The organism is Martelella mediterranea DSM 17316, assembly GCF_002043005.1.
Lineage (GTDB): Bacteria > Pseudomonadota > Alphaproteobacteria > Rhizobiales > Rhizobiaceae > Martelella > Martelella mediterranea.
The window spans coordinates 3,015,570-3,034,052 of record NZ_CP020330.1 but is presented as its reverse complement, the minus strand read 5'-3'; the positions used below and the strand labels follow the sequence as shown (position 1 = coordinate 3,034,052).

Genomic DNA, 18,483 nt, shown 5'->3' with positions numbered 1-18,483 from the left:
TGATTCCTATGCCGTATGACTGCCGATCATGCGTCGGAGTCGAACGCGACGCCGAGATCCAGTTGAGCTGCCCTCTTGAGGGCGAGCGTTGCGATGGCCGTGTCCTGAACTCCGGTTCCGGTCAGGTCGGCAATGGTAAGGTCGGACGGCGTGAGACGCGCCTTCGCGGCGCCCGTGATGATGTCTCCGAGTTCCGCGAACTTCTTTTCAGCGGGCACGACGCCCGCCTCGATCGCCGAACGCAGTTCGCCGAGTTCCGCGGTCTGCGACTGGCGGTCGGGTACATAGGCATCGGCCCTCAACAGACAGGCCGGCTCGATCTCGTTCTTGGAATGCTGGTCCGAGCCCATGGCGGTGACGTGCTGGCCGGGTTTCAGCCAATCCGCTTTCAGGACGGGCTCGGTCGCGGGCGTCGTGGTGACCACGATATCGGCCGCACTGACGGCCGCTTCCGGATCGGCCACTGCCACAGCCGCAATGCCGTTCTCACGGGCGACACGCTCGGCCAGCGCCTCGGCTTTGGCGATATCGCGCGCCCAGATCAGCGCCTTTTTCAGCGGACGGACGAGCATCAGCGCCTGCAATTGAAGCCGCGCCTGCATGCCCGCGCCGAAAACGCAGACCGTCGCGGAATCCGCGCGCGAACAGTGCTTCGCCGCGACCGCGCCGGCGGCCGCCGTGCGCATGTCGGTCAGATAACCGTTGTCGAGGAGCAACGCTTCGAGAACCCCTGTCCTGGCTGAGAAAACCATCATCAGCCCGGACGTGCTCGGCAGGCCGATCTTCGGATTGTCGAAGAAGCCGGGCGAGACTTTTATGGCAAAACTGTCGAGACCGGGCACATAAGCCGTCTTCACGTCGACTTCGCCATTCGCTTCCCTGATCGCGAGGCTCAGGATCGGCGGCATGACCACCTTTCCGCCGGCAAGGGCCGCAAAGGCGTTCTCGACGCAATCGACCGCTTCGCCGTCAAGCGGCACGGCTTTCATCAGATCGGACTGGGTGAGGATCTTGATCTTCGGCATTTCAGGCAAGCTCTTTCATGAGGTCGACATCCTCGCCGCCGATGACCCGGAAATGCTGCTTCATGTCGACATTGCCGCCGGACAGGATGAGCGCGACCGGTCCTTGCGGCTTGAACGTTTGCGCGAGGACCGCGGCAATCCCCACCGCACCGGCCCCTTCGACGATCTGCCGCTCCTGCCAGTAAGCGTGGCGCATGCCGGCGGCGATCTGGGCTTCGTTGATCAGCCAGGTTTCATCGACAAGATCGCGGGTCATGGCGAAGGTATAGCGGTTCGATAGCCCGATCCCGCCGCCGAGGGAATCGGCCAGCGTCGGCTGTTCCTCGACCTCGATCGGCGCCCCTGCCTTCAGGCTTGCGATCATCGCGGCGCCGCGCTCCATGGTGATGCCGACGATGCGAATATCCTTGTTCCGCGCCTTGCAGGCGGCCGCCACCCCGGCAATCAGCCCGCCGCCGGAAAGCGGCACGACGACGGTATCGACATCGGGGATCTGCTCGACGATTTCGAGGCCCAGCGTTCCCTGCCCTGCGATCACCGAGGGGTGATCGAAGGGCGGGATCATCGTCATGCCCTCGGCGACCAGCCTGTCGACTTCGGCCTGGGCTTCGTCCTGCGACCTGCCGACGATGCGGACGTCCGCGCCAAGCGCCCGGATGCCGTCGACTTTCACCTGTGGCACCAGTCGCGACATGCAGATCACGCAGCGCACGCCGGAGGCCTTCGCGGCATGCGCCAGAGCCCGGCCGTGATTGCCGGTGGACACGCCGACAACGCCTGCCGCCCGCTCCTCGTCCGACAGAAGGGAAACCGCATTGGCCGCTCCGCGCAGCTTGAAACTGCCGGTATGCTGCAGATGTTCGAGCTTGAGATGCACCGGCACGCCGGCAATCGTCGAAAGCGTGTCGGAGACATTGACCGGCGTTAGACGGATGGTCGCGGCAATGCGTTCGCGCGCCGCCTCGATTTCCCCGATACCGATGAAATTTGTTTGTGTCATGCTGCAAACCCTGCGTTCACGCCGTCGAGCTGCAGCGTGAACAGTCGCCCGTATTCGGTGGGGTGCCAGTCCCTGAACCCGCCGCGGCGCAGCATCTCCCAGGCGCTCGCCTGGTTGGATGTCACCACCGGCTTTCCGGTTCGCTCCTCGATCTCGGAAATCGCACCGACCGCGGGCATGGCTGTGCACGAGAGGAATATCGCCTCGTTATCGGGGCCATCGGCAGAAATCGCCGCCTCGACGATCGTGTGCTTCGAAAGCCTCGCCATGTCGCGATCATCAGCCAGCCCCAGGCAGTGATGGCTTGCGACATCGAAGCCCTGCGAAGCGAAATATCCGGCGACAGCCTCGCTTGCTTCCGGCAGATAGGGCGTGACGATGGCGATACGGTTCACGCCAAGCGCCTTGAAAGCGAGCGCCGCGGCGCCGGTGGGCAGCACCACCGGGATGCCAGGCCGCGCGGCATGGATGGACCGCTCGACCGTCTCGACCCCGATTGTGGCCGCGGCGGACGTGCAGGAATAGCAGATACCGACAAGCGGGACGCCCGGCGTGATCAGTGCCGCAGCATCGGTGAGAAGCGGCGCCATCTTGCGCAGGTTTTCCGGCGTCGTCGGATTGGCGTACTGCACGCGCGTCGTGTGCACGATCGCCTCGGGCGGAAAGATCCGCACGAAGTCCGGCTCCGTCGTCATGTCGGTCGCAAGGGCGATGAGACCGAAACGCACAGTTGCGCCTAGGCTCTCATAGCCGATCTTTTGTGGCGACATGGAAACTTGTGGCTCTGCCATCACGCTCTCCGGGAAACGCACAGACGCGAAGCGGCGTCAGACGACCAGTACTGGACACGACGCCAGGCTCGTCACCTTATGGGAGACGCTGCCCAGCAGAAAACCCTCTATATCGCCCATGCCCCGGCTACCGACGACGATCAGATCGGCGTTGTGCTCGGCGGAGAACTTCACGATGGTGCGCGCCGGCTGGCCGCTCTTGATGAAGGCGCGAAACCTGGTGGCGCCGGCTTCCTTGGCCAGCACCTTGGCCTCGTCCGCCACTTCCCTGGCATAGCCGCGCATGGCGTCATCGATGTTCTCCGGGGTCTGCGGACGCACCATCGACATCGAACCCTCGAGCAATGAGTGGTGTCGGAATACGGTCAGCATCAGAAGCTCGCCCTCATATTGAGCCTGCATCTGCGCACCGTAGCGGATGGCCTTCTTCGAGCCTTCCGACCCGTCGACGGCAACGACAATCGTTTTGAACATTCCTTTTCCTCCCGGTTTATCTGAATGCCAGATCGCGCGCGAAGAGTGCGATCTGCGGGAAGAAGATCAGGGCCACCGCGACACCTATGAGAATGAAGATGAAGGGCGGCGTCCCGCGGATCACCTCGATATAGGGGCGCTTGAACACCGCGATCGCCGTGAAAATATCACAGCCGAACGGTGGCGTGGCCGAACCGATCGCAACCTGTAGCGTGATGATGACGCCCACAAGCACCGGATCGAGACCGACTGCGTCAACGACCGGCGCGAAGATCGGCACCAGAACGAGGATAACGACGATCGGATCAACGAACATGCAGCCGACGAAGAAGGCGATCGAAATGACGAACAGCACGCCGATCGCCCCCATCTCGGTAATGCCGATGGCGCCGAGGATCGCCTGCGGCACCTGCGCAAACGAGATCACCCATGAAAAGGCAGCACCTGCGCCCACCAGAATGAACACAACCGCCGTGATCAGGCCGGTCGACTTGGCGGTCTGGTAGACCTCGCCGACCGTGATCGAACGGAAGACGACCACTTCGAGAAGCAAGGCATAAAGCACGCAGGCCGCGGCGGCTTCGGTCGGGCTGAAGACGCCGCCATAGATACCGCCGATGATGATGACGGGAAAGCCCATCGGCCAGAGGGCCGCAAGCAATGCCCTGCCGCGCTCGGACCATGTTGCCCGCTCCTCGGTCGGCACGTTGTTGCGCAGTGCGTAGATGTAGCTGTAGATCGAGAACAGCACGAGGATCAGCAGGCCCGGGCCGATACCGGCGATGAAGAGTTCGGCGATCGAGGTATTGGACACGACGCCGTAGATGATCATGCCGATTGACGGCGGGATCAGGAAGGCAATGTCGGAGGCGTTGACGATCAGCGCCAGGATGAAGCTGTCCTTGTATCCTGCCTTCAGCATACGCGGCCGAAGCGGCGAGCCCACGGCCACCACCGTCGCCTGCGTCGAACCGGAAACCGCGCCGAAAAGCGTACAGGCTGCGGCGGTGGAAATCGCGAGACCACCGCGGACGTGGCCCACAAAGGCCATCACAAGATCGATCAGACGTCCGGCCGACTGCCCGCGCGTCATGATGTCGGCGGCGAAGATGAACATCGGAACCGCGATCAGCGACGCCGGACGGATGCCCGCCAGCATCTGCTGGACCATGGTTTCCATCTGCCCCATTCCGCCGAACATCGTGAAGAACCCGATGAAGGCGCCGACGATGAGCGGGATCATCATCGGGAAACCCAGAAGCAGGAGGACGATCATCGCGATGAAAATTGTAGCTGCCATGGCTGCGTCCTCAGATCTCTAATTCGTCTTCTTCATATCCCTCGAGCACACTGGTCGAGAGATAGATGTCCCGCGACGTCATGTTCTTGATGGCGGTCAGCACATATTGCGCACCGGTCATGAAGAAGCCGATCGGCACCCAGACGAGGGTGATCCAAACGGGAATCTGAAGGGCGGGAAGGACGCGGCCGCGCGATGCCTGCGTCAGGAGGTAGCCAATCGAGTAATAGCAGAGCCCGAACATGAACAGCGCGGTCACCAGCGCGATGCCTATCATCAGCGGCTTGCGGACATTGCTCGGCAGGGCATCGTAGATCGCCGACATTCGGATGTGGCGTCCGTGCCGCGCTGCATAGGAGATGCCCGCGAATGTGATGAGGATGATGAGAATGCGGTTGAGTTCTTCGGAGAAGAAGATGCTTTGCTGAAACGCGAAACGGCCCACCACATTGGCGACCGTATTCAGTGCCATCAGCAGGACGCCGGTGGCGAGAAAGAAGGATTCTATCCGGCTGATGGTCGTGTCGATCACGCCCAGAACGCCGGGTAGGCTGGATTCATGCCGGTCGATACTGTCGCCGCTGTCGGTCATCTCATATGTTCCCGATACTGAAAGATACCGGGCGGGCTCTCACCCGCCCGGTCCTGTTCCTGATGAGGCCGGACGTATCGGGCCTTAACCTTCTTCGGCAGCCTTCAGGTCGGCCTTCATCTGGTCGAGAATTTTCTGGCCGGACTCGCCGGTCATCTCGATGAAGGTCGCTTCCACGTCCGCGGCGGCTTCCTTGAAGCATTCGCGCTGCTCTTCATTAAGCACCGTCACCGTCATTTCGGGCTTGGCGTCCGTGATCTTCTTCAGCTCGGAATCGGCCAGACCCTTCTGGTAGTCGACGATGTAGTCGTAGGCTTCCGTCGAGGCCTTCTCGATGAGGGCCTGGTCTTCCTCGCCCAGCCCGTCGAAGAAGTCCTTGTTGGCCATCACCGCCGTGGTGAAGTTGTTGTGGCCGGCATAGGTGATGTAGTCGGTCACCTCATAGAGCTTCGTCGAATACAGGAAGAAGGTCGGGTTTTCCTGGCCCTGAATGATGTTCGTCTGCAGCGAACCGTAGACCTCGCCCCAGGGCAGCGGAGTCGGCGTCGCGCCGAAGGCCTTGTAGCTCTCAACCAGCAGCGGGTTGGTCATGACGCGGAATTTCACGCCCTCGAGATCGGCACAGGATTCCACCGGCTCCTTGGTGGTCATGGCGACTTCGCCTTCGGGGAACATCGTGAGGAGTTCAAGACCCTGCTCGGCATAGAGCTCGGGGAACATCTCGTTGACGGCCTTGGAGTCCTTGTAGAAACGCGCAAGCTGTTCCTGGTCGGTCGGCAGCAGGTACGGCACGAAGAAGACCTGAGCCTCCGGAATCAGCGAACCGGTGAAGCCAGGCGACTGGTCAACGAACTGGAGAATGCCGGACTGGGCCTGTTCCATGATGTCCGCGGATTCGCCAAGCGTGCCGAACGGGAAGAGCTGGACCTCGTGATCGGAATTGGCCTCGATGACTTCCTTGAACTTCTGGGCGTATTTGCCCTGCACTTCCTCCATGGCTTCCTCGAAGGCGTACTTCCAGGTGGCCGCATGCGCGCTGCCGATACCGGCGACGGCGACCACGGTCGCAGCAATGGAACTGAAAAGGATTTGCTTGTTGATGCGCATAAATGGTTGCTCCCATTGTGTTGGTGCGCGACCGCAATGGCATAGGGGCCTGCCGCGGCGATACCGGGCAGGAATATGCCTTCAATTCGGTCTGCGTTGTCTCCGGCTTCGACGATCCGAATTGATCGTGCCGGTGTTCCCGCTCTACTTTTATTATTGTTCTGATTTGGTAACGGTGAAACAATGACAATTTAGAGTCAATGATTATATTAAATCATTACAATTTCGAGGAAGGACGGGCGGCTGACCTGGCTTGACCTCGGAACGAACGGACTGGCAGCCGGCGGCCACCCTAATTGGTCAAAAGCGCCGGCTCGAAGCGGCTTCGGACAAGCCGGCTGATGACCCTCAAACCGCTCTCCAGCGTCTCGATCGACTGCCCTCCGAGACACACGCGCACAGCCGGCTCCGTATGATCATCTGCAATCGCGAACGCCTCTCCCGGCGCAACCGCAACGCCCTGCTGGCGGGCATGGGAGACGAAATCGTCCTCGCCCCAGCCGGGAGGCATCGGCAACCAGATGTGCATGCCATTCGGCGAGGACCTGAAGGGGACGCCCGCCAGAATGATCTCGGCCAGCCGGTTGCGTTTGGCGAAGGCCTCTGCCTGGAAGCGTGTGAGCTTCTCGGCGGTTCCGTCCTCGATCCAACGTGCGGCTATTTCCGCAAGCATGGGCGTTGCCATCCAGTTGACAACCAGATGGCGGTTGGCGGTCGCGGCCTCCAGCCCCTCGGGCATAACGAGAAAGCCCAGCCGCAGGCCTGGCATCACGCATTTGGTCAGCCCGGTAAAATAGAAGGTCCGCTCAGGCGCGATGTTGGCGATCGGCGCCGGGCGCTTGGCCTGCATTGGCCCCCAGGCATCGTTCTCGATGATGATGATATCCCGTTGCCGGGCGACCTCGACGAGCGCGCGACGCCGTTCTTCCGGCATGATCCGGGCTTGCGGGCCAAGGCCTGCCGGCATCAGGTAGACTGCGCGAACGGTCTCGCGCAGGCTCAACCTTTCAAGCGCTTCGGGGATCATGCCGTGGTCGTCGGACGGCACGCCGCGAAGGCGATAGCCGAGATAGCCGGCAAGGGGCTTGAGCGTATGGTGCGTGAGTGTCTCGGCTGCGATCAGGTCTCCGCCATTGGCCGCCGTCAGGACCGCCAGCGCCATCGACGGGCTCGACCCGTTGGTGATCATAAGCCCCTGCGATTGCAGTTCGATTCCGCAATATCTCAGCCACTTGATGGCGTTCTCGCGGTATTTCCCGAGCGCGGTGGCCGGCCTGAAAGACGCGTAGATTGTGGTTGGCAGATTGTCGGCGAGATCCCTCAGCGCCTGCTTCATCACCTCGGCATGCATCGGCTCGAGCACCGGCTTCAGCAGCGACAAATCGATCATCGGGCCGTCCGGATTACGCGGCAGATAGGGCGTGCGGGTCTCGTTGCCGGTGGCGCGCACGAAGGTGCCGCGCCCCACTTCGCCGCTGATGACGCCGCGCCTGATCAGTTCGTCATAAGCGCGCCCCACCGTCTGCACGCTCAGCCCGAGATCGTAGGCGAGATTGCGATGGGTGGGGAGACGGTCACCCTGCTTGAGCTGACCGCTTTCAATTGCTTGCATAACCGCGTCGGCCAGCGAACGATAGGCGGGACGACGAAGCGTCCCGGGTTGTGGAGGCCATATTGTCATGATTTAGTGTGACCCGAAAAAGGGGCAATTGACAAGCCCCTCGCCATTCTGTGGAAACCCGCAATGATCAAGCTCGACGACCGCGATATCAAGATCCTGTCCGTTCTCGACCGCGAGGGGCGCATCTCCAAGACGGAGCTCGCCAAGCGCGTTTCCCTGTCGGCCACGCCCTGCGGGGAGCGGCTTCAACGGCTGGAGAAGGCAGGCATCATTTCTGCCTACCGTGCAGAAATCAGCCTGAAGAAAATCGCCGCCCATGTTGAGGTCTTCGTGATGGCGGAACTCGAAAATCACCGGGTCGAAACCATGCAGGGTTTCGAGCGCGCTGTCGAGCGCTACGACGAGATCGTCAATTGCTGGGCGCTGGGGGGTGGCTACGATTATCTGCTGCATGTCGTCTGCAGGGACATCGACACCTATCAGCGCATGATCGACCAGTTGCTCGGCGAAGGCGCGGGCTTTGCGCGCTACTTCACCTATGTCGTCACCAAGCCCGTAAAATCTGGCCGCATTCCCTTCGAGGCCCTGCTGCCGCCACGCGGCAAGGGTTGATTTTTCTCCCTTTCAACCCCGCAAAAAAGAGGAATTCTCTGCCCGGGACATTTCGATAAGAGGATCCGACTGCCAGCCGCCCGATAGTCTCGACGCATCCGATCGCCCCCCTGAGCGGCGATCCGTCACGGACAAAACGGGAGAGAGACATGGCAGAAGCGCACCGCATCGATACCGACCGTCGGGACATGTCCCGTCTCGACGATCCCAAACTCCTGCGCAGCTTCTCATACATTGACGGCAAGTGGACGGCGGCAACCGACGGCGCCGCGATCAGCGTGACCAACCCGGCTGACGGTTCCGAGTTCGGCGAAATCGCAGCGCTGAGCGGTGACGACAGCGCCGCCGCAATCGACGCCGCGCAGACGGCCTTCCCCGCATGGGCGTCCCTCCTGCCGCAGGAGCGCTCGACAATGCTGCGGCGCTGGTTCCAGTTGATGGGCGAACACCGCGAGGATCTGGCCCGCATCATGGTGCTCGAACAGGGCAAGCCGATCTCGGAAGCACGCGGCGAGATCGACTATGCTGCGGCATTCATCGATTTCTATGCCGAGGAAGCCAAGCGCCCCAACATAGAGAGCGTGACCTCGCACCTGCGTGATGCCGAAGTCGAGGTATGGCGCGAGCCGCTCGGCGTCGCAGCGCTCATCACGCCGTGGAACTTCCCCTCGGCGATGATCACCCGCAAGGCGGCGGCAGCCCTTGCCGCCGGCTGCACCGTGCTCGTTCATCCCTCCGCCGAGACCCCGTTCTCCGCACTCGCGCTGGCCGAGCTTGCCGAACGCGCAGGCCTTCCCGCCGGCGTCTTCAACGTCGTCACCGGGGATGCCGCCACGATCGTCGAGCCCTGGCTCAACGATGCCCGCGTTCGCGCGTTGTCCTTCACCGGCTCCACCGAGATCGGCAAGCATCTCTACCGGCGCTCCGCCGACACGGTGAAGCGCCTCGTGCTTGAACTCGGCGGCCATGCGCCTTTCATTCTGTTTGCCGATGCCGACATGGACCAGGCCGTCGCCGAGGCGATCAAGGCCAAGTTCGCAACCTCGGGCCAGGATTGCCTTGGCGCCAACCGCTTTTTCGTGGAACGCTCGGTCTATAAGACCTTCTGCGAAAAATTCGCCGCCCGCACCGCCATGCTCTCGGTCGGCATTGGCATGGACGACCCCGATATCGGGCCGCTGATGAACGAAAAGGCCGTCGCCAAACAGCGCCAGCATGTCGAGGACGCCGTGAAGAAAGGCGCGCGCGTGCTGACCGGCGGCAAGGGTCACGAGGCCGGCGATCTCTTCTTCGAGCCGACGGTGCTTGCCGATGTGCCCGCCGACGCCCTCATCATGCATGAGGAAACATTCGGCCCCGTGGCCGCGATCGCGCCCTTCGACACCGAAGAGGAAGCGCTAGCCCGCGCCAACGACACCGAATACGGCCTCGTCGCCTATCTTCACACACAGGACCCGCGCCGCATCTACCGCGCCAGCCGGGCGCTGCAGTTCGGCATGGTCGCCGTCAACCGCACCAAGGTCACCGGTGCGCCGATCCCCTTTGGCGGCATGAAGCAGTCCGGCCTCGAACGCGAAGGCTCGCGTCTCGGCATGGAAGCCTTCACCGAAGTCAAATATGTCTGCCGCGACTGGGCGTGAGCCCGCGGCGGAACCTTGCAACAACACGCACGACCGATAATCGAAAGGAAAGCCGATGCTTCGCAACGACCAGCTTGACCAGTGGGACCACGACCACTTCTTCCACCCCTCGACCCATCTGGGCCAGTTCGCCCGTGGTGAAATGAAGAATCGGATCGTCACCGGTGGCGAAGGCGTCCATATCTCGGACCGCGAGGGCAACAGGCTGCTCGACGCCTTCGCCGGCCTCTACTGCGTCAATATCGGCTACGGCCGCCGGGAAGTCGCCGATGCCATCGCCGAGCAAGCCAGGGAGCTCGCCTACTACCACTCCTATGTCGGCCACGGCACCGAAGCCTCGGTGACGCTCGCCAAGATGATCATCGACCGCGCGCCCGACAACATGAGCCGTGTCTATTTCGGCCTGTCGGGTTCGGATGCCAACGAGACCAACATCAAGCTCGTCTGGTACTACAACAACATCCTCGGCCGCCCCGAGAAGAAGAAGATCATCTCCCGCTGGCGCGGCTATCACGGCTCGGGTCTGATGACCGGTTCATTGACCGGGCTCGAACTGTTTCACAAGAAATTCGACCTGCCTCTCGACACCGTCATCCACACCGAGGCGCCCTATTATTACCGCCGCGCCGACCTGACGATGTCGGAAGAAGACTTCGTCGCGCACTGCGCCCGTGAACTCGAAGCCCTGATCGAGCGGGAAGGCGCGGACACTATCGCGGCCTTCATCGGCGAGCCGGTTCTCGGCACCGGCGGCATCGTGCCTCCGCCCGCCGGCTACTGGGAAGCCATCCAGAACGTGCTGAAGAAGCACGATATCCTGCTGATCGCCGACGAAGTGGTCACCGGCTTCGGCCGTCTCGGCACCATGTTCGGCTCCGACCATTACGGCATCAAGCCTGACATCATCACCATCGCCAAGGGCCTGACCTCGGCCTATGCTCCGCTGTCGGGCTCGATCATCTCCGACAAGGTGTGGAAGGTCCTCGAACAGGGCACCGACGAGAACGGACCGATCGGCCATGGCTGGACCTATTCCGCGCACCCGATCGGCGCGGCGGCGGGCGTCGCCAACCTACAGCTTCTCGACAAGCTGAACCTGATCTCGAATGCCGGCGAGACCGGCGCCTATCTCAACAAGGCCATGGCGGACGCGCTCGGCGACCACGCCAATGTCGGCGAGATCCGCGGTGAAGGCATGCTGTGCGCCGTCGAATTCGTCGAGGACCGCGACAGCCGCACCTTCTTTGACGCGTCGAAGAAGGTCGGACCGTCGGTTTCCGCCGCCATGCTCAAGCGTGGCGTCATCGCCCGCGCCATGCCGCAGGGCGATATCATCGGCTACGCCCCGCCCTTCTGCCTGACCCGTGCGGAAGCCGACACCATCGTCTCGGCCACCGTCGACGCGGTGAAGGAAGTGCTCGGCTAGAATGTTGTCGCCGCCTGAAGCGAAAGCGCGGGATCGCAAGGCCCCGCGCTCGGCTATTACACCGCCACCGGCGCGGCGATCGCCGGGTGGGGATCGTAATCGGTTACCTCGAAGTCTTCGATCCGGTAGCCGTCGATGGAGGCCGGGCGGCGGAGCAAGCAGAGTTTGGGGAACGGGCGCGGTTCGCGCGCGATCAGTTGCTGGGCCATGTCGAGATGGTTCAGGTAGAGGTGATAGTCGCCCGCCATCCAGATCAGTTCGCCGGGGGCCATGTCGACCTGCTGCGCCACCATGGTAAGCAGCGCCGCCGAGGCCGCGCAGTTGAAGGGCGCGCCGAGGCCGACATCGAGGCTTCGCTGGAACAGCAGCATGGAGAGCTTCAACCTGGGTTCGCCAGGGCCCGCGCCTTTGTTCTCCGAGGTATGGAACTGATAGGTCATGTGGCAGGGCGGCAGCGCCATCTGGTCCAACTCGCCGACATTCCAGGCGTGGAACAGCATGCGCCGGCTTGCCGGATTGGTTTTCAGCGTCTCGATGACGGTGGCGATCTGGTCATGCTCCTTGCCATTGGCATCAAGCCAGCGCCGCCACTGCTTGCCATAGACGGGGCCGAGATCGCCCCACTTAAGCGCAAAATCGTCATCGGCGAGAATGCGTTCCTCGAAGGCTTCCTGCGATATCTGCTCGCCTGTCGCCTTGCGGTATTTCTCCAGCGGCCAGTCGGTCCAGATGCGGACGTTTTCCTTCAAGAGAGACTGGATATTGGTCTGGCCGGTCAGGAACCACAGCATCTCCTTGATCGCGGTCTTCCAGTAGACGCGCTTGGTCGTGAACGCCGGAAACGTGCCGTCGGAGATATCGAAGCGCATCATCGCGCCGAAGGCGGACAACGTGCCGACGCCGGTGCGGTCTATCCGGCGGTCGCCTTTTTCCAAAAGGTGCTCGAGCAGGTCGAGATATTGGTATTCGGGATGACGCGCCATGCGAAGCTCCTTGGAATCGTGCCGCAAGTCTGAAGACAGCGCGCCGCCAAGGCAAGATATCGGTGCCGAATTCGGCCGGTTGCCCACCGGAATGCGGCGGCAGCGGGCCCGGGACCGGAATTTCTCTGTCCCCGCCCCTTTCCAGAAGCTTTTGAAACACTTATATCAGGTCTGCCGGCTTGACCGGCTATGGTGATAAACGGCAATGCAATAAGCTCATTGGACCCGGGGGCGGTACCCGGCGCCTCCACCATGATCAGGCGGAAAGGCCTGATTTTGATGGGGGCGAAACAGGATCGACAAGAGTGTAAAGATTGACCTTTTACCCGGCATGATACCACCGTTATCGGGTCAAACGAGTAGTTGCAAATGACAACAAAGCTCAGGGTTACGCTGTAGCTGCCTAATGGCGGTTCCAGAAACCCAAATCAAGTCCTTGCGGGTAGCACCGTAAGGCGGGGTCCGGAGGCACCTGGCAACAGAAGCCTCCACCTGATTTTGAACAAAATCCCCTATAATGATTGCGATTTCCGAAAAGCCGACTTATGGCTGTGGGGAACGCAGCAACCGGGCGAGAGGCAGGAAGATTTGATGGGGCAGGACCATATTCGCTACGACGTTTTGGCGCAGGATGCATTGCGGGGCATGATCCGCAAGGTTCTGGCCGAAGTGGCCGCAACCGGCCACCTGCCCGGCGAACATCATTTCTTCATCACCTTCCTGACCGGCGCGCCGGGCGTGAAAATCTCGCCGGCGCTGAAGGAAAAATACGCCCAGCAGATGACCATCGTCATCCAGCACCAGTTCTGGGACCTGAAAGTGACAGACGCGCTGTTCGAGATCGGCCTGTCCTTCTCCGACGTGCCGGAGCGCCTCGTCATTCCTTTCAACGCCATCGTCGGCTTCTACGATCCTTCGGTGAACTTCGAGCTCGAGTTCGACGTCGCGACCCTCGATGTCGAGGACGAGACGCCGACCGATCCGCCGATGAATGACGGCGACGACGGCCCCGGCGGCGATGACGGCGCCTCCGTTGTCTCGCTCGACGCCTTCCGCAAGAAGCACTGAACGTTCGATGTGCGCCGAGATCGTCAATCTGCGGCAGCAGCGCAAACGCAACGAACGCCGCAAATCCGAGCAGAAAGCCGCTGAAAATCGCGCGCTTCACGGCCTCACCAAGGGCGAGAAGCAACGCGAGAAGCTTGAGCGCGACAAGGCTGAGCGCCGGTTCGATCAGGGGCGGCGCGAGCGCGGCGGCGACGAGGCGTGATCCGCAAGCACTCCGTCAGCCTTCACGGCCACCGCACCAGCTTTTCCCTGGAAGATGATTTTTACACGGAACTGACCCGAATCGCGGACGCCCGCGATCTCAGCCTCGCTGCCCTTATCGCAGAAATCGACGACGCGAGGGATGGCGAGATCAACCTGTCATCCGCAATCCGGCTTTTCGTGCTTGCCGAGGTAAAGGCGAGACGCTGAAACCGAGCCGCTGCCTAAAGCGCCGTCAGACCTCGCCGTAAAACGCCCGGTGATAGGCGATTTTGCCCCTTGGAACGTGGCCATCGAAATCGAGCGCCATGAAATGGTCCGGCGGAGCCCCCTCCAGCGTCAGCGCCGGCTCGTGGCGGAAGCCGAAGCGCTGGTAGAATTGGGGCGCGCCCAGCACCACAACGCCGCGCGCGCCTTCGTCCTTCAGGAGCTCCAGCCCGCCGAGCACCAGCGAGGTGCCGATCTCCCGGCGCTGGAATACGGGATCGACGGCCAGCGGCCCGAGGCCGAACCAGCCATCCGTCCCATCCGAGATACCGACCGGCGAGAACGCGATATGGCCGACGGGCCGCCCCTCCTCCTCCGCCACCAGCGCCAGCGACAGGGCGCCCGCCCTGCGCAGCCGGCGGATGATGTCGGCCTCGCTGCCATCGCTGTAGGGCATGCCCGCGAAGGCGGCGGCCACCAGCCTGTAGATCGCGGCCACATCATCCAGGCGTTCCCGGCGGATGATCATTCCACGGTCACCGCCTTGGCGAGATTGCGCGGTTGGTCGGCATCCGTGCCCATGAACACCGCGGTATGATAGGCCAGAAGCTGGATCGGCAGCGAGAACACCATCGGCGCGATGAATTCCGGCATGTCCGGCAGCACGATGGTCTGCATGGTTTTCAACTCGGAAGCCCGCGCGCCGCTCTCATCGGTGATGAAGACGATCTTGCCGTCGCGCGCGGCGACTTCCTGCATGTTGGACACCGTCTTTTCGAAGAACCGGTCATGGGGCGCGATCACGATCACCGGCATATTTTCGTCGATCAGCGCGATCGGCCCGTGCTTCAGCTCGCCTGCGGCATAGCCCTCGGCGTGGATATAGGTGATTTCCTTGAGCTTGAGCGCGCCTTCCATCGCCAGCGGGAAGCTGGTGCCGCGGCCGAGATAGAGAACGTGATGGAAATGCGAGAGTTCGCGGGAGAGCTTTTCGATCTGCGGCTGCACGGCATGCAGCACCTGGCTCATCAGTCGCGGCACTTCCGAAAGCGCGTGCACCAGCTCCTTTTCGTCCGCCGGAGACAGCGTGCCGCGTTCGCGCCCGGCGCGCAGCGCAAGCGATGCCATCAGCGCAAGCTGGCAGGTGAATGCCTTCGTCGATGCCACCGAAATTTCCGGCCCCGCCAGGATCGGGAACACCGCATCGGCCTCGCGCGCGATGGTCGAGCCGGTAACATTGACGAGCGCGCCGGTCTTCGCGCCCTGCTCCTTGCAATAGCGCAGCGACGCCAGCGTATCGGCGGTTTCGCCGGACTGCGAGATGAACAGCGCAAGCGTGTCATCCGATATCGGCAATTCGCGATAGCGGAACTCCGAGGCGACGTCGATCTCCACCGGAAGGCGGGCATAGCGCTCGATCCAGTACTTGCCGATCAGGCCGGAAAGGTAGGCCGTGCCGCAGGCGGCGATGGTGAGACGTGAGATTTTCGAGAAATCGATGCCGTCATCGGCGACCGCCGATCTTTCCGCGGCGAAATCGCAATAGCGGCCGAGCGTATGCGAGATCACTTCCGGCTGATCGAAAATCTCCTTTTCCATGAAGTGACGGTGATTGCCCTTGTCGATCAGCATCGCGGACAATTGCAGCGGCTGGCGCTGGCGGCGCACCGGCTCGCCGGCAAAATCGCAAAACACCGCGCCGTCGCGATCAATGATCGCCATGTCGCCGTCTTCCAGATAGGAAATCCCGGTCGCAAGCGGCGCAAGCGCGATCGCATCGGAACCGACATACATCTCGTCCTCGCCGTGACCGATGGCGAGCGGCGGGCCGTAGCGGGCGACGAACAGCGTATCCGGCCGGTCCTTGAACAGGATGACCAGCGCGAACGCGCCGCTGACCCTCTGCAGCATCGCCAGCACCGCATCGCGCGGGGCCATGCCGTTGCTGCGGTAATCGTCCAGGAGCCGGGCAACCACTTCGGTGTCGGTATCGCTCGAAAAACTCACGCCCTTGGCCGTCAGCTCGGCGCGCAGCTCCGCGAAATTCTCGATGATGCCGTTGTGAACGACGGCGACATCGCCGGCGATATGGGGATGGGCATTGGCCTCGTTGGGAACGCCATGCGTGGCCCAGCGGGTATGGGCAATGCCGGTGACGCCGTCGACCGGATCATCGGCCAGGCAGATCCGCAGGTTTTCGAGCTTTCCCGGCGCGCGGCGGCGCACCAGTTCGCTCTCCTCGATCACGGCAATGCCTGCCGAATCATAGCCGCGATATTCAAGCCGCTTCAAAGCATCGACAAGACGACCGGCCACCGGCCGAACGCCAACGATCCCCACTATTCCGCACATATGGTCACTTGCCCCCGTCCTTCTTGCGCGCCGCCTTGATGGCCAGCGAGCGGGCGCGCAGCATTTCGGCACGCCCTTCCTTGTTTTCCTGGCGTCCGCGCGCAAGCGCAAGCGCATTGTCCGGCACATCGCGCGTCACCACGCTGCCGGACCCGACATAGGCGTGGTTGCCGATGCGCACGGGCGCCACCAGCGACGAATTGGAGCCGATGAAACTGTCCGCCCCGATCTCCGTCCTGAACTTGTTGACCCCGTCATAATTGCAGGTGATCGTGCCCGCGCCGATATTGGCGCGCGCGCCGACGCTGGCATCGCCGATATAGGTCAGGTGGTTGACCTTGGCGCCCACGCCGATATCGCCGTTCTTCACCTCGCAGAAATTGCCGACCTTGGCATCCTCGTGCAGCACAGCGCCCGGCCTCAGCCGCGCGAACGGCCCGACCTTGCTGCCAGCCGCAACCTTCGCGCCCTCGATGTGACTATAGGCGTGGATCGTGACATTGTCCGCAATCTCGACGCCGGGGCCGAAGAAAACATTGGGCTCGATCAGGCAATCGCGGCCGATCACGGTGTCGTGGCAGAGGAAGACGGTCTCAGGCGCGATCATCGTGACGCCGTCAAGCATCAGTTCGCGGCGACGGCGGGCCTGCCAGATCCGCTCCAGTTCGGCAAGCTCGGCGCGGTTGTTGCAGCCGAGCACCTCATCCGCGTCTGCCATCACCACGCCGGCGCGACCACCCTTGGCCAGCGCCGCCTCGACGATGTCGGTCAGATAGTATTCACCCTTGGCATTGCCGTTGCCGATCGCGTCGAGGAGCTCGAGCGCGCGCCTGCCGTTGAACGCCATCAACCCGCTGTTGCAGAGCGTAACCTTGCGCTCCTCGTCGCTGGCGTCCTTTTCCTCACGGATGGCATAGAGCGCGCCGTCGCGGGTCAGGAGCCGGCCATAGCCTGTCGGCTCGTCGGTCTCAAAGCCGATCACCACGACGTCGTCGCCCGCTTCGAGCGCCGCCCGCGCGGTGGCGAGCGTCTCCCCCGTCACCAGCGGCGTGTCGCCATAGGTCACGATCACGTCGTCATAACCGCGTTCCAGCGCCGGACGGGCTGCAAGCACGGCATGGGCGGTGCCAAGCCGTTCGCGCTGCTCATAGGTCTCCAGCGCCACGCCGGGCAGAGCGCAAGCTTCAGCAACCTTTTCGCCATCGCGGCCGACAACCAGCGCCACCGCATCGACGCCGGAACGGGAAACCGTGTCCACCACATGCGCCGCCATCGCACGGCCGGCGACCTCATGCAGCATCTTGGTCCTGGATGATTTCATCCGCGTTCCATCGCCCGCCGCCAGAACGATTGCCAGTGCGCTGCGTGACATGAAATCCCCTTCCGTTTTCGCCGGTCTATAAGATATCGCTTGTAGCCGAATCCTGACCGAGACCTATTCAAAAAATGTGAATAATTTTTATGTGCGGATCCGCCATGCGACACATTTTTCGCCGCGCGCCGCCCCTGCCCCGCGACGAACACCGCCACGTCCTGGAAGCCGTCTTGACCCAGGTCAATGAAGCGCGAGAGGCATTAAACTCTAATAGCGGCAGAACGGTCGCGCGGAAGGCCGAATGACTGCACCCGGGAAACAGTTGTGAACAAGCATATGCTGGTCAAAAACCTGGCGCCGTTCTCGGCGCTCTCATCGACACATGGCACGATTTCAGGGCTCTGCGATGCGCTGGAGGCGGTGGCCGATTCGCTGCCCGGCAATATCGACCGGCACAGTTGCCAATGTCTGTCCGAGACCTTGATGCCCCTGTTGAAGCTCGCCCAGCAACGCGAGGAAAGACAGGTGTTTCCGCCATTGCGCCGCAAAGGTGGGGCGGCGGCCATGTTCGACCGGCTTCATCAGGAGCATTTCGAGGATCTGTGCTTCGCCGAGGAGGCAAGCGAGGCGCTGGGACGGCTCGCCCGGGGTGAAGAGGTCAATACCGAGGCAACCGGCTATCTGCTGCGCGGCCTTTTCACGACGTTGCGCCGGCATATCGTGTTCGAAAAGGACTTTCTCGAAAGTCTGCAAGCCACGAAGTCGTAAA

At 62.4% G+C, this 18,483-nt stretch carries 20 protein-coding genes and 1 other RNA gene; 9 read left to right on the top strand and 12 right to left on the bottom strand.

What is annotated here, in order from left to right:
- Window positions 1–26: 26 nt before the first annotated feature.
- The 7 genes from eutC to Mame_RS14165 all read right to left on the bottom strand — a co-directional run bounded on the left by eutC (window position 27) and on the right by Mame_RS14165 (window position 6,289).
- The gene (gene eutC, locus Mame_RS14195; RefSeq protein ID WP_018063142.1) at window positions 27–1,025 is read right to left on the bottom strand and encodes an ectoine utilization protein EutC; all 999 of its coding nucleotides are present in this window, start codon (window positions 1,023–1,025) and stop codon (window positions 27–29) included.
- A gap of 1 nt (window position 1,026) precedes the next feature.
- Entirely contained in the window at window positions 1,027–2,025 is a 999-nt protein-coding gene (gene eutB, locus Mame_RS14190; protein WP_018063141.1) for a hydroxyectoine utilization dehydratase EutB, read from the bottom strand.
- A complete protein-coding gene (locus Mame_RS14185; protein ID WP_026173196.1) occupies window positions 2,022–2,816 on the bottom strand; it encodes an aspartate racemase/maleate isomerase family protein in 795 nt (264 codons plus the stop codon). The genes eutB and Mame_RS14185 overlap by 4 nt, the downstream gene beginning before the upstream one ends.
- A gap of 36 nt (window positions 2,817–2,852) precedes the next feature.
- Complete coding sequence (locus Mame_RS14180; RefSeq protein WP_018063139.1) at window positions 2,853–3,290, bottom strand: universal stress protein; 438 nt, start codon at window positions 3,288–3,290, stop codon at window positions 2,853–2,855.
- Between the two features lie 16 nt (window positions 3,291–3,306).
- Window positions 3,307–4,590, bottom strand: coding sequence for a TRAP transporter large permease (locus Mame_RS14175; RefSeq protein WP_018063138.1), 1,284 nt, complete (start codon window positions 4,588–4,590; stop codon window positions 3,307–3,309).
- Between the two features lie 10 nt (window positions 4,591–4,600).
- A complete protein-coding gene (locus Mame_RS14170) occupies window positions 4,601–5,182 on the bottom strand; it encodes a TRAP transporter small permease (RefSeq protein ID WP_018063137.1) in 582 nt (193 codons plus the stop codon).
- 84 nt (window positions 5,183–5,266) lie between these two features.
- Window positions 5,267–6,289, bottom strand: a complete 1,023-nt coding sequence (locus Mame_RS14165) for a TRAP transporter substrate-binding protein (RefSeq protein ID WP_018063136.1) — start codon at window positions 6,287–6,289, stop codon at window positions 5,267–5,269.
- A gap of 2 nt (window positions 6,290–6,291) precedes the next feature.
- Here Mame_RS14165 and Mame_RS27530 point away from each other — a divergent pair, with 2 nt between their 5' ends.
- Window positions 6,292–6,414 (top strand): hypothetical protein, encoded by a 123-nt coding sequence (locus Mame_RS27530; protein WP_018063135.1) that lies wholly within the window; start codon window positions 6,292–6,294, stop codon window positions 6,412–6,414.
- A 167-nt stretch (window positions 6,415–6,581) separates the two neighbouring features.
- On the opposite strand, the gene ehuR is transcribed toward Mame_RS27530, so the two are convergent.
- Window positions 6,582–7,970: a MocR-like ectoine utilization transcription factor EhuR gene (gene ehuR / locus Mame_RS14160; RefSeq protein WP_026173195.1), complete on the bottom strand. Its 1,389-nt coding sequence runs from the start codon at window positions 7,968–7,970 to the stop codon at window positions 6,582–6,584.
- Between the two features lie 63 nt (window positions 7,971–8,033).
- Between ehuR and Mame_RS14155 the strand changes: the two genes are divergently transcribed.
- From Mame_RS14155 to Mame_RS14145, 3 genes are all read left to right on the top strand, one after another.
- Window positions 8,034–8,522: an Lrp/AsnC family transcriptional regulator gene (locus tag Mame_RS14155; RefSeq protein ID WP_018063133.1), complete on the top strand. Its 489-nt coding sequence runs from the start codon at window positions 8,034–8,036 to the stop codon at window positions 8,520–8,522.
- Window positions 8,523–8,671: 149 nt separating this feature from the next.
- Complete coding sequence (locus tag Mame_RS14150) at window positions 8,672–10,162, top strand: NAD-dependent succinate-semialdehyde dehydrogenase (protein ID WP_018063132.1); 1,491 nt, start codon at window positions 8,672–8,674, stop codon at window positions 10,160–10,162.
- 55 nt (window positions 10,163–10,217) lie between these two features.
- Window positions 10,218–11,588 (top strand): aspartate aminotransferase family protein, encoded by a 1,371-nt coding sequence (locus tag Mame_RS14145; RefSeq protein WP_018063131.1) that lies wholly within the window; start codon window positions 10,218–10,220, stop codon window positions 11,586–11,588.
- A gap of 56 nt (window positions 11,589–11,644) precedes the next feature.
- Here Mame_RS14145 and thyA read toward each other — a convergent pair whose 3' ends face one another.
- Complete coding sequence (gene thyA / locus Mame_RS14140) at window positions 11,645–12,571, bottom strand: thymidylate synthase (RefSeq protein ID WP_018063130.1); 927 nt, start codon at window positions 12,569–12,571, stop codon at window positions 11,645–11,647.
- Between the two features lie 134 nt (window positions 12,572–12,705).
- Here thyA and ssrA point away from each other — a divergent pair.
- The 4 genes from ssrA (at window position 12,706) to Mame_RS14120 (ending at window position 14,050) form a co-directional block, all read left to right on the top strand.
- Window positions 12,706–13,064: a transfer-messenger RNA gene (gene ssrA / locus Mame_RS14135) on the top strand.
- A 98-nt stretch (window positions 13,065–13,162) separates the two neighbouring features.
- Window positions 13,163–13,639 (top strand): SspB family protein, encoded by a 477-nt coding sequence (locus tag Mame_RS14130; RefSeq protein ID WP_018063129.1) that lies wholly within the window; start codon window positions 13,163–13,165, stop codon window positions 13,637–13,639.
- Between the two features lie 7 nt (window positions 13,640–13,646).
- Window positions 13,647–13,841 (top strand): DUF4169 family protein, encoded by a 195-nt coding sequence (locus Mame_RS14125; RefSeq protein WP_018063128.1) that lies wholly within the window; start codon window positions 13,647–13,649, stop codon window positions 13,839–13,841.
- On the top strand, window positions 13,838–14,050 hold the full coding sequence (locus Mame_RS14120) for a ribbon-helix-helix domain-containing protein (RefSeq protein ID WP_018063127.1): 213 nt from the start codon (window positions 13,838–13,840) through the stop codon (window positions 14,048–14,050). Before Mame_RS14125 ends, Mame_RS14120 begins: the two co-directional genes overlap by 4 nt.
- Before the next feature lie 25 nt (window positions 14,051–14,075).
- Here the strand turns inward: Mame_RS14120 and Mame_RS14115 are convergent, their stop codons facing one another.
- The 3 genes from Mame_RS14115 to glmU are packed head-to-tail and all read right to left on the bottom strand — an operon-like array spanning window position 14,076 to window position 17,771.
- Entirely contained in the window at window positions 14,076–14,576 is a 501-nt protein-coding gene (locus tag Mame_RS14115) for a GNAT family N-acetyltransferase (protein WP_018063126.1), read from the bottom strand.
- On the bottom strand, window positions 14,573–16,399 hold the full coding sequence (glmS, locus tag Mame_RS14110; protein WP_026173193.1) for a glutamine--fructose-6-phosphate transaminase (isomerizing): 1,827 nt from the start codon (window positions 16,397–16,399) through the stop codon (window positions 14,573–14,575). Before glmS ends, Mame_RS14115 begins: the two co-directional genes overlap by 4 nt.
- Window positions 16,400–16,403: 4 nt before the next feature.
- The gene (gene glmU / locus Mame_RS14105) at window positions 16,404–17,771 is read right to left on the bottom strand and encodes a bifunctional UDP-N-acetylglucosamine diphosphorylase/glucosamine-1-phosphate N-acetyltransferase GlmU (RefSeq protein WP_018063124.1); all 1,368 of its coding nucleotides are present in this window, start codon (window positions 17,769–17,771) and stop codon (window positions 16,404–16,406) included.
- A 267-nt stretch (window positions 17,772–18,038) separates the two neighbouring features.
- Between glmU and Mame_RS14100 the strand changes: the two genes are divergently transcribed.
- The gene (locus Mame_RS14100; RefSeq protein ID WP_018063123.1) at window positions 18,039–18,482 is read left to right on the top strand and encodes a hemerythrin domain-containing protein; all 444 of its coding nucleotides are present in this window, start codon (window positions 18,039–18,041) and stop codon (window positions 18,480–18,482) included.
- Window position 18,483: the final 1 nt, after the last annotated feature.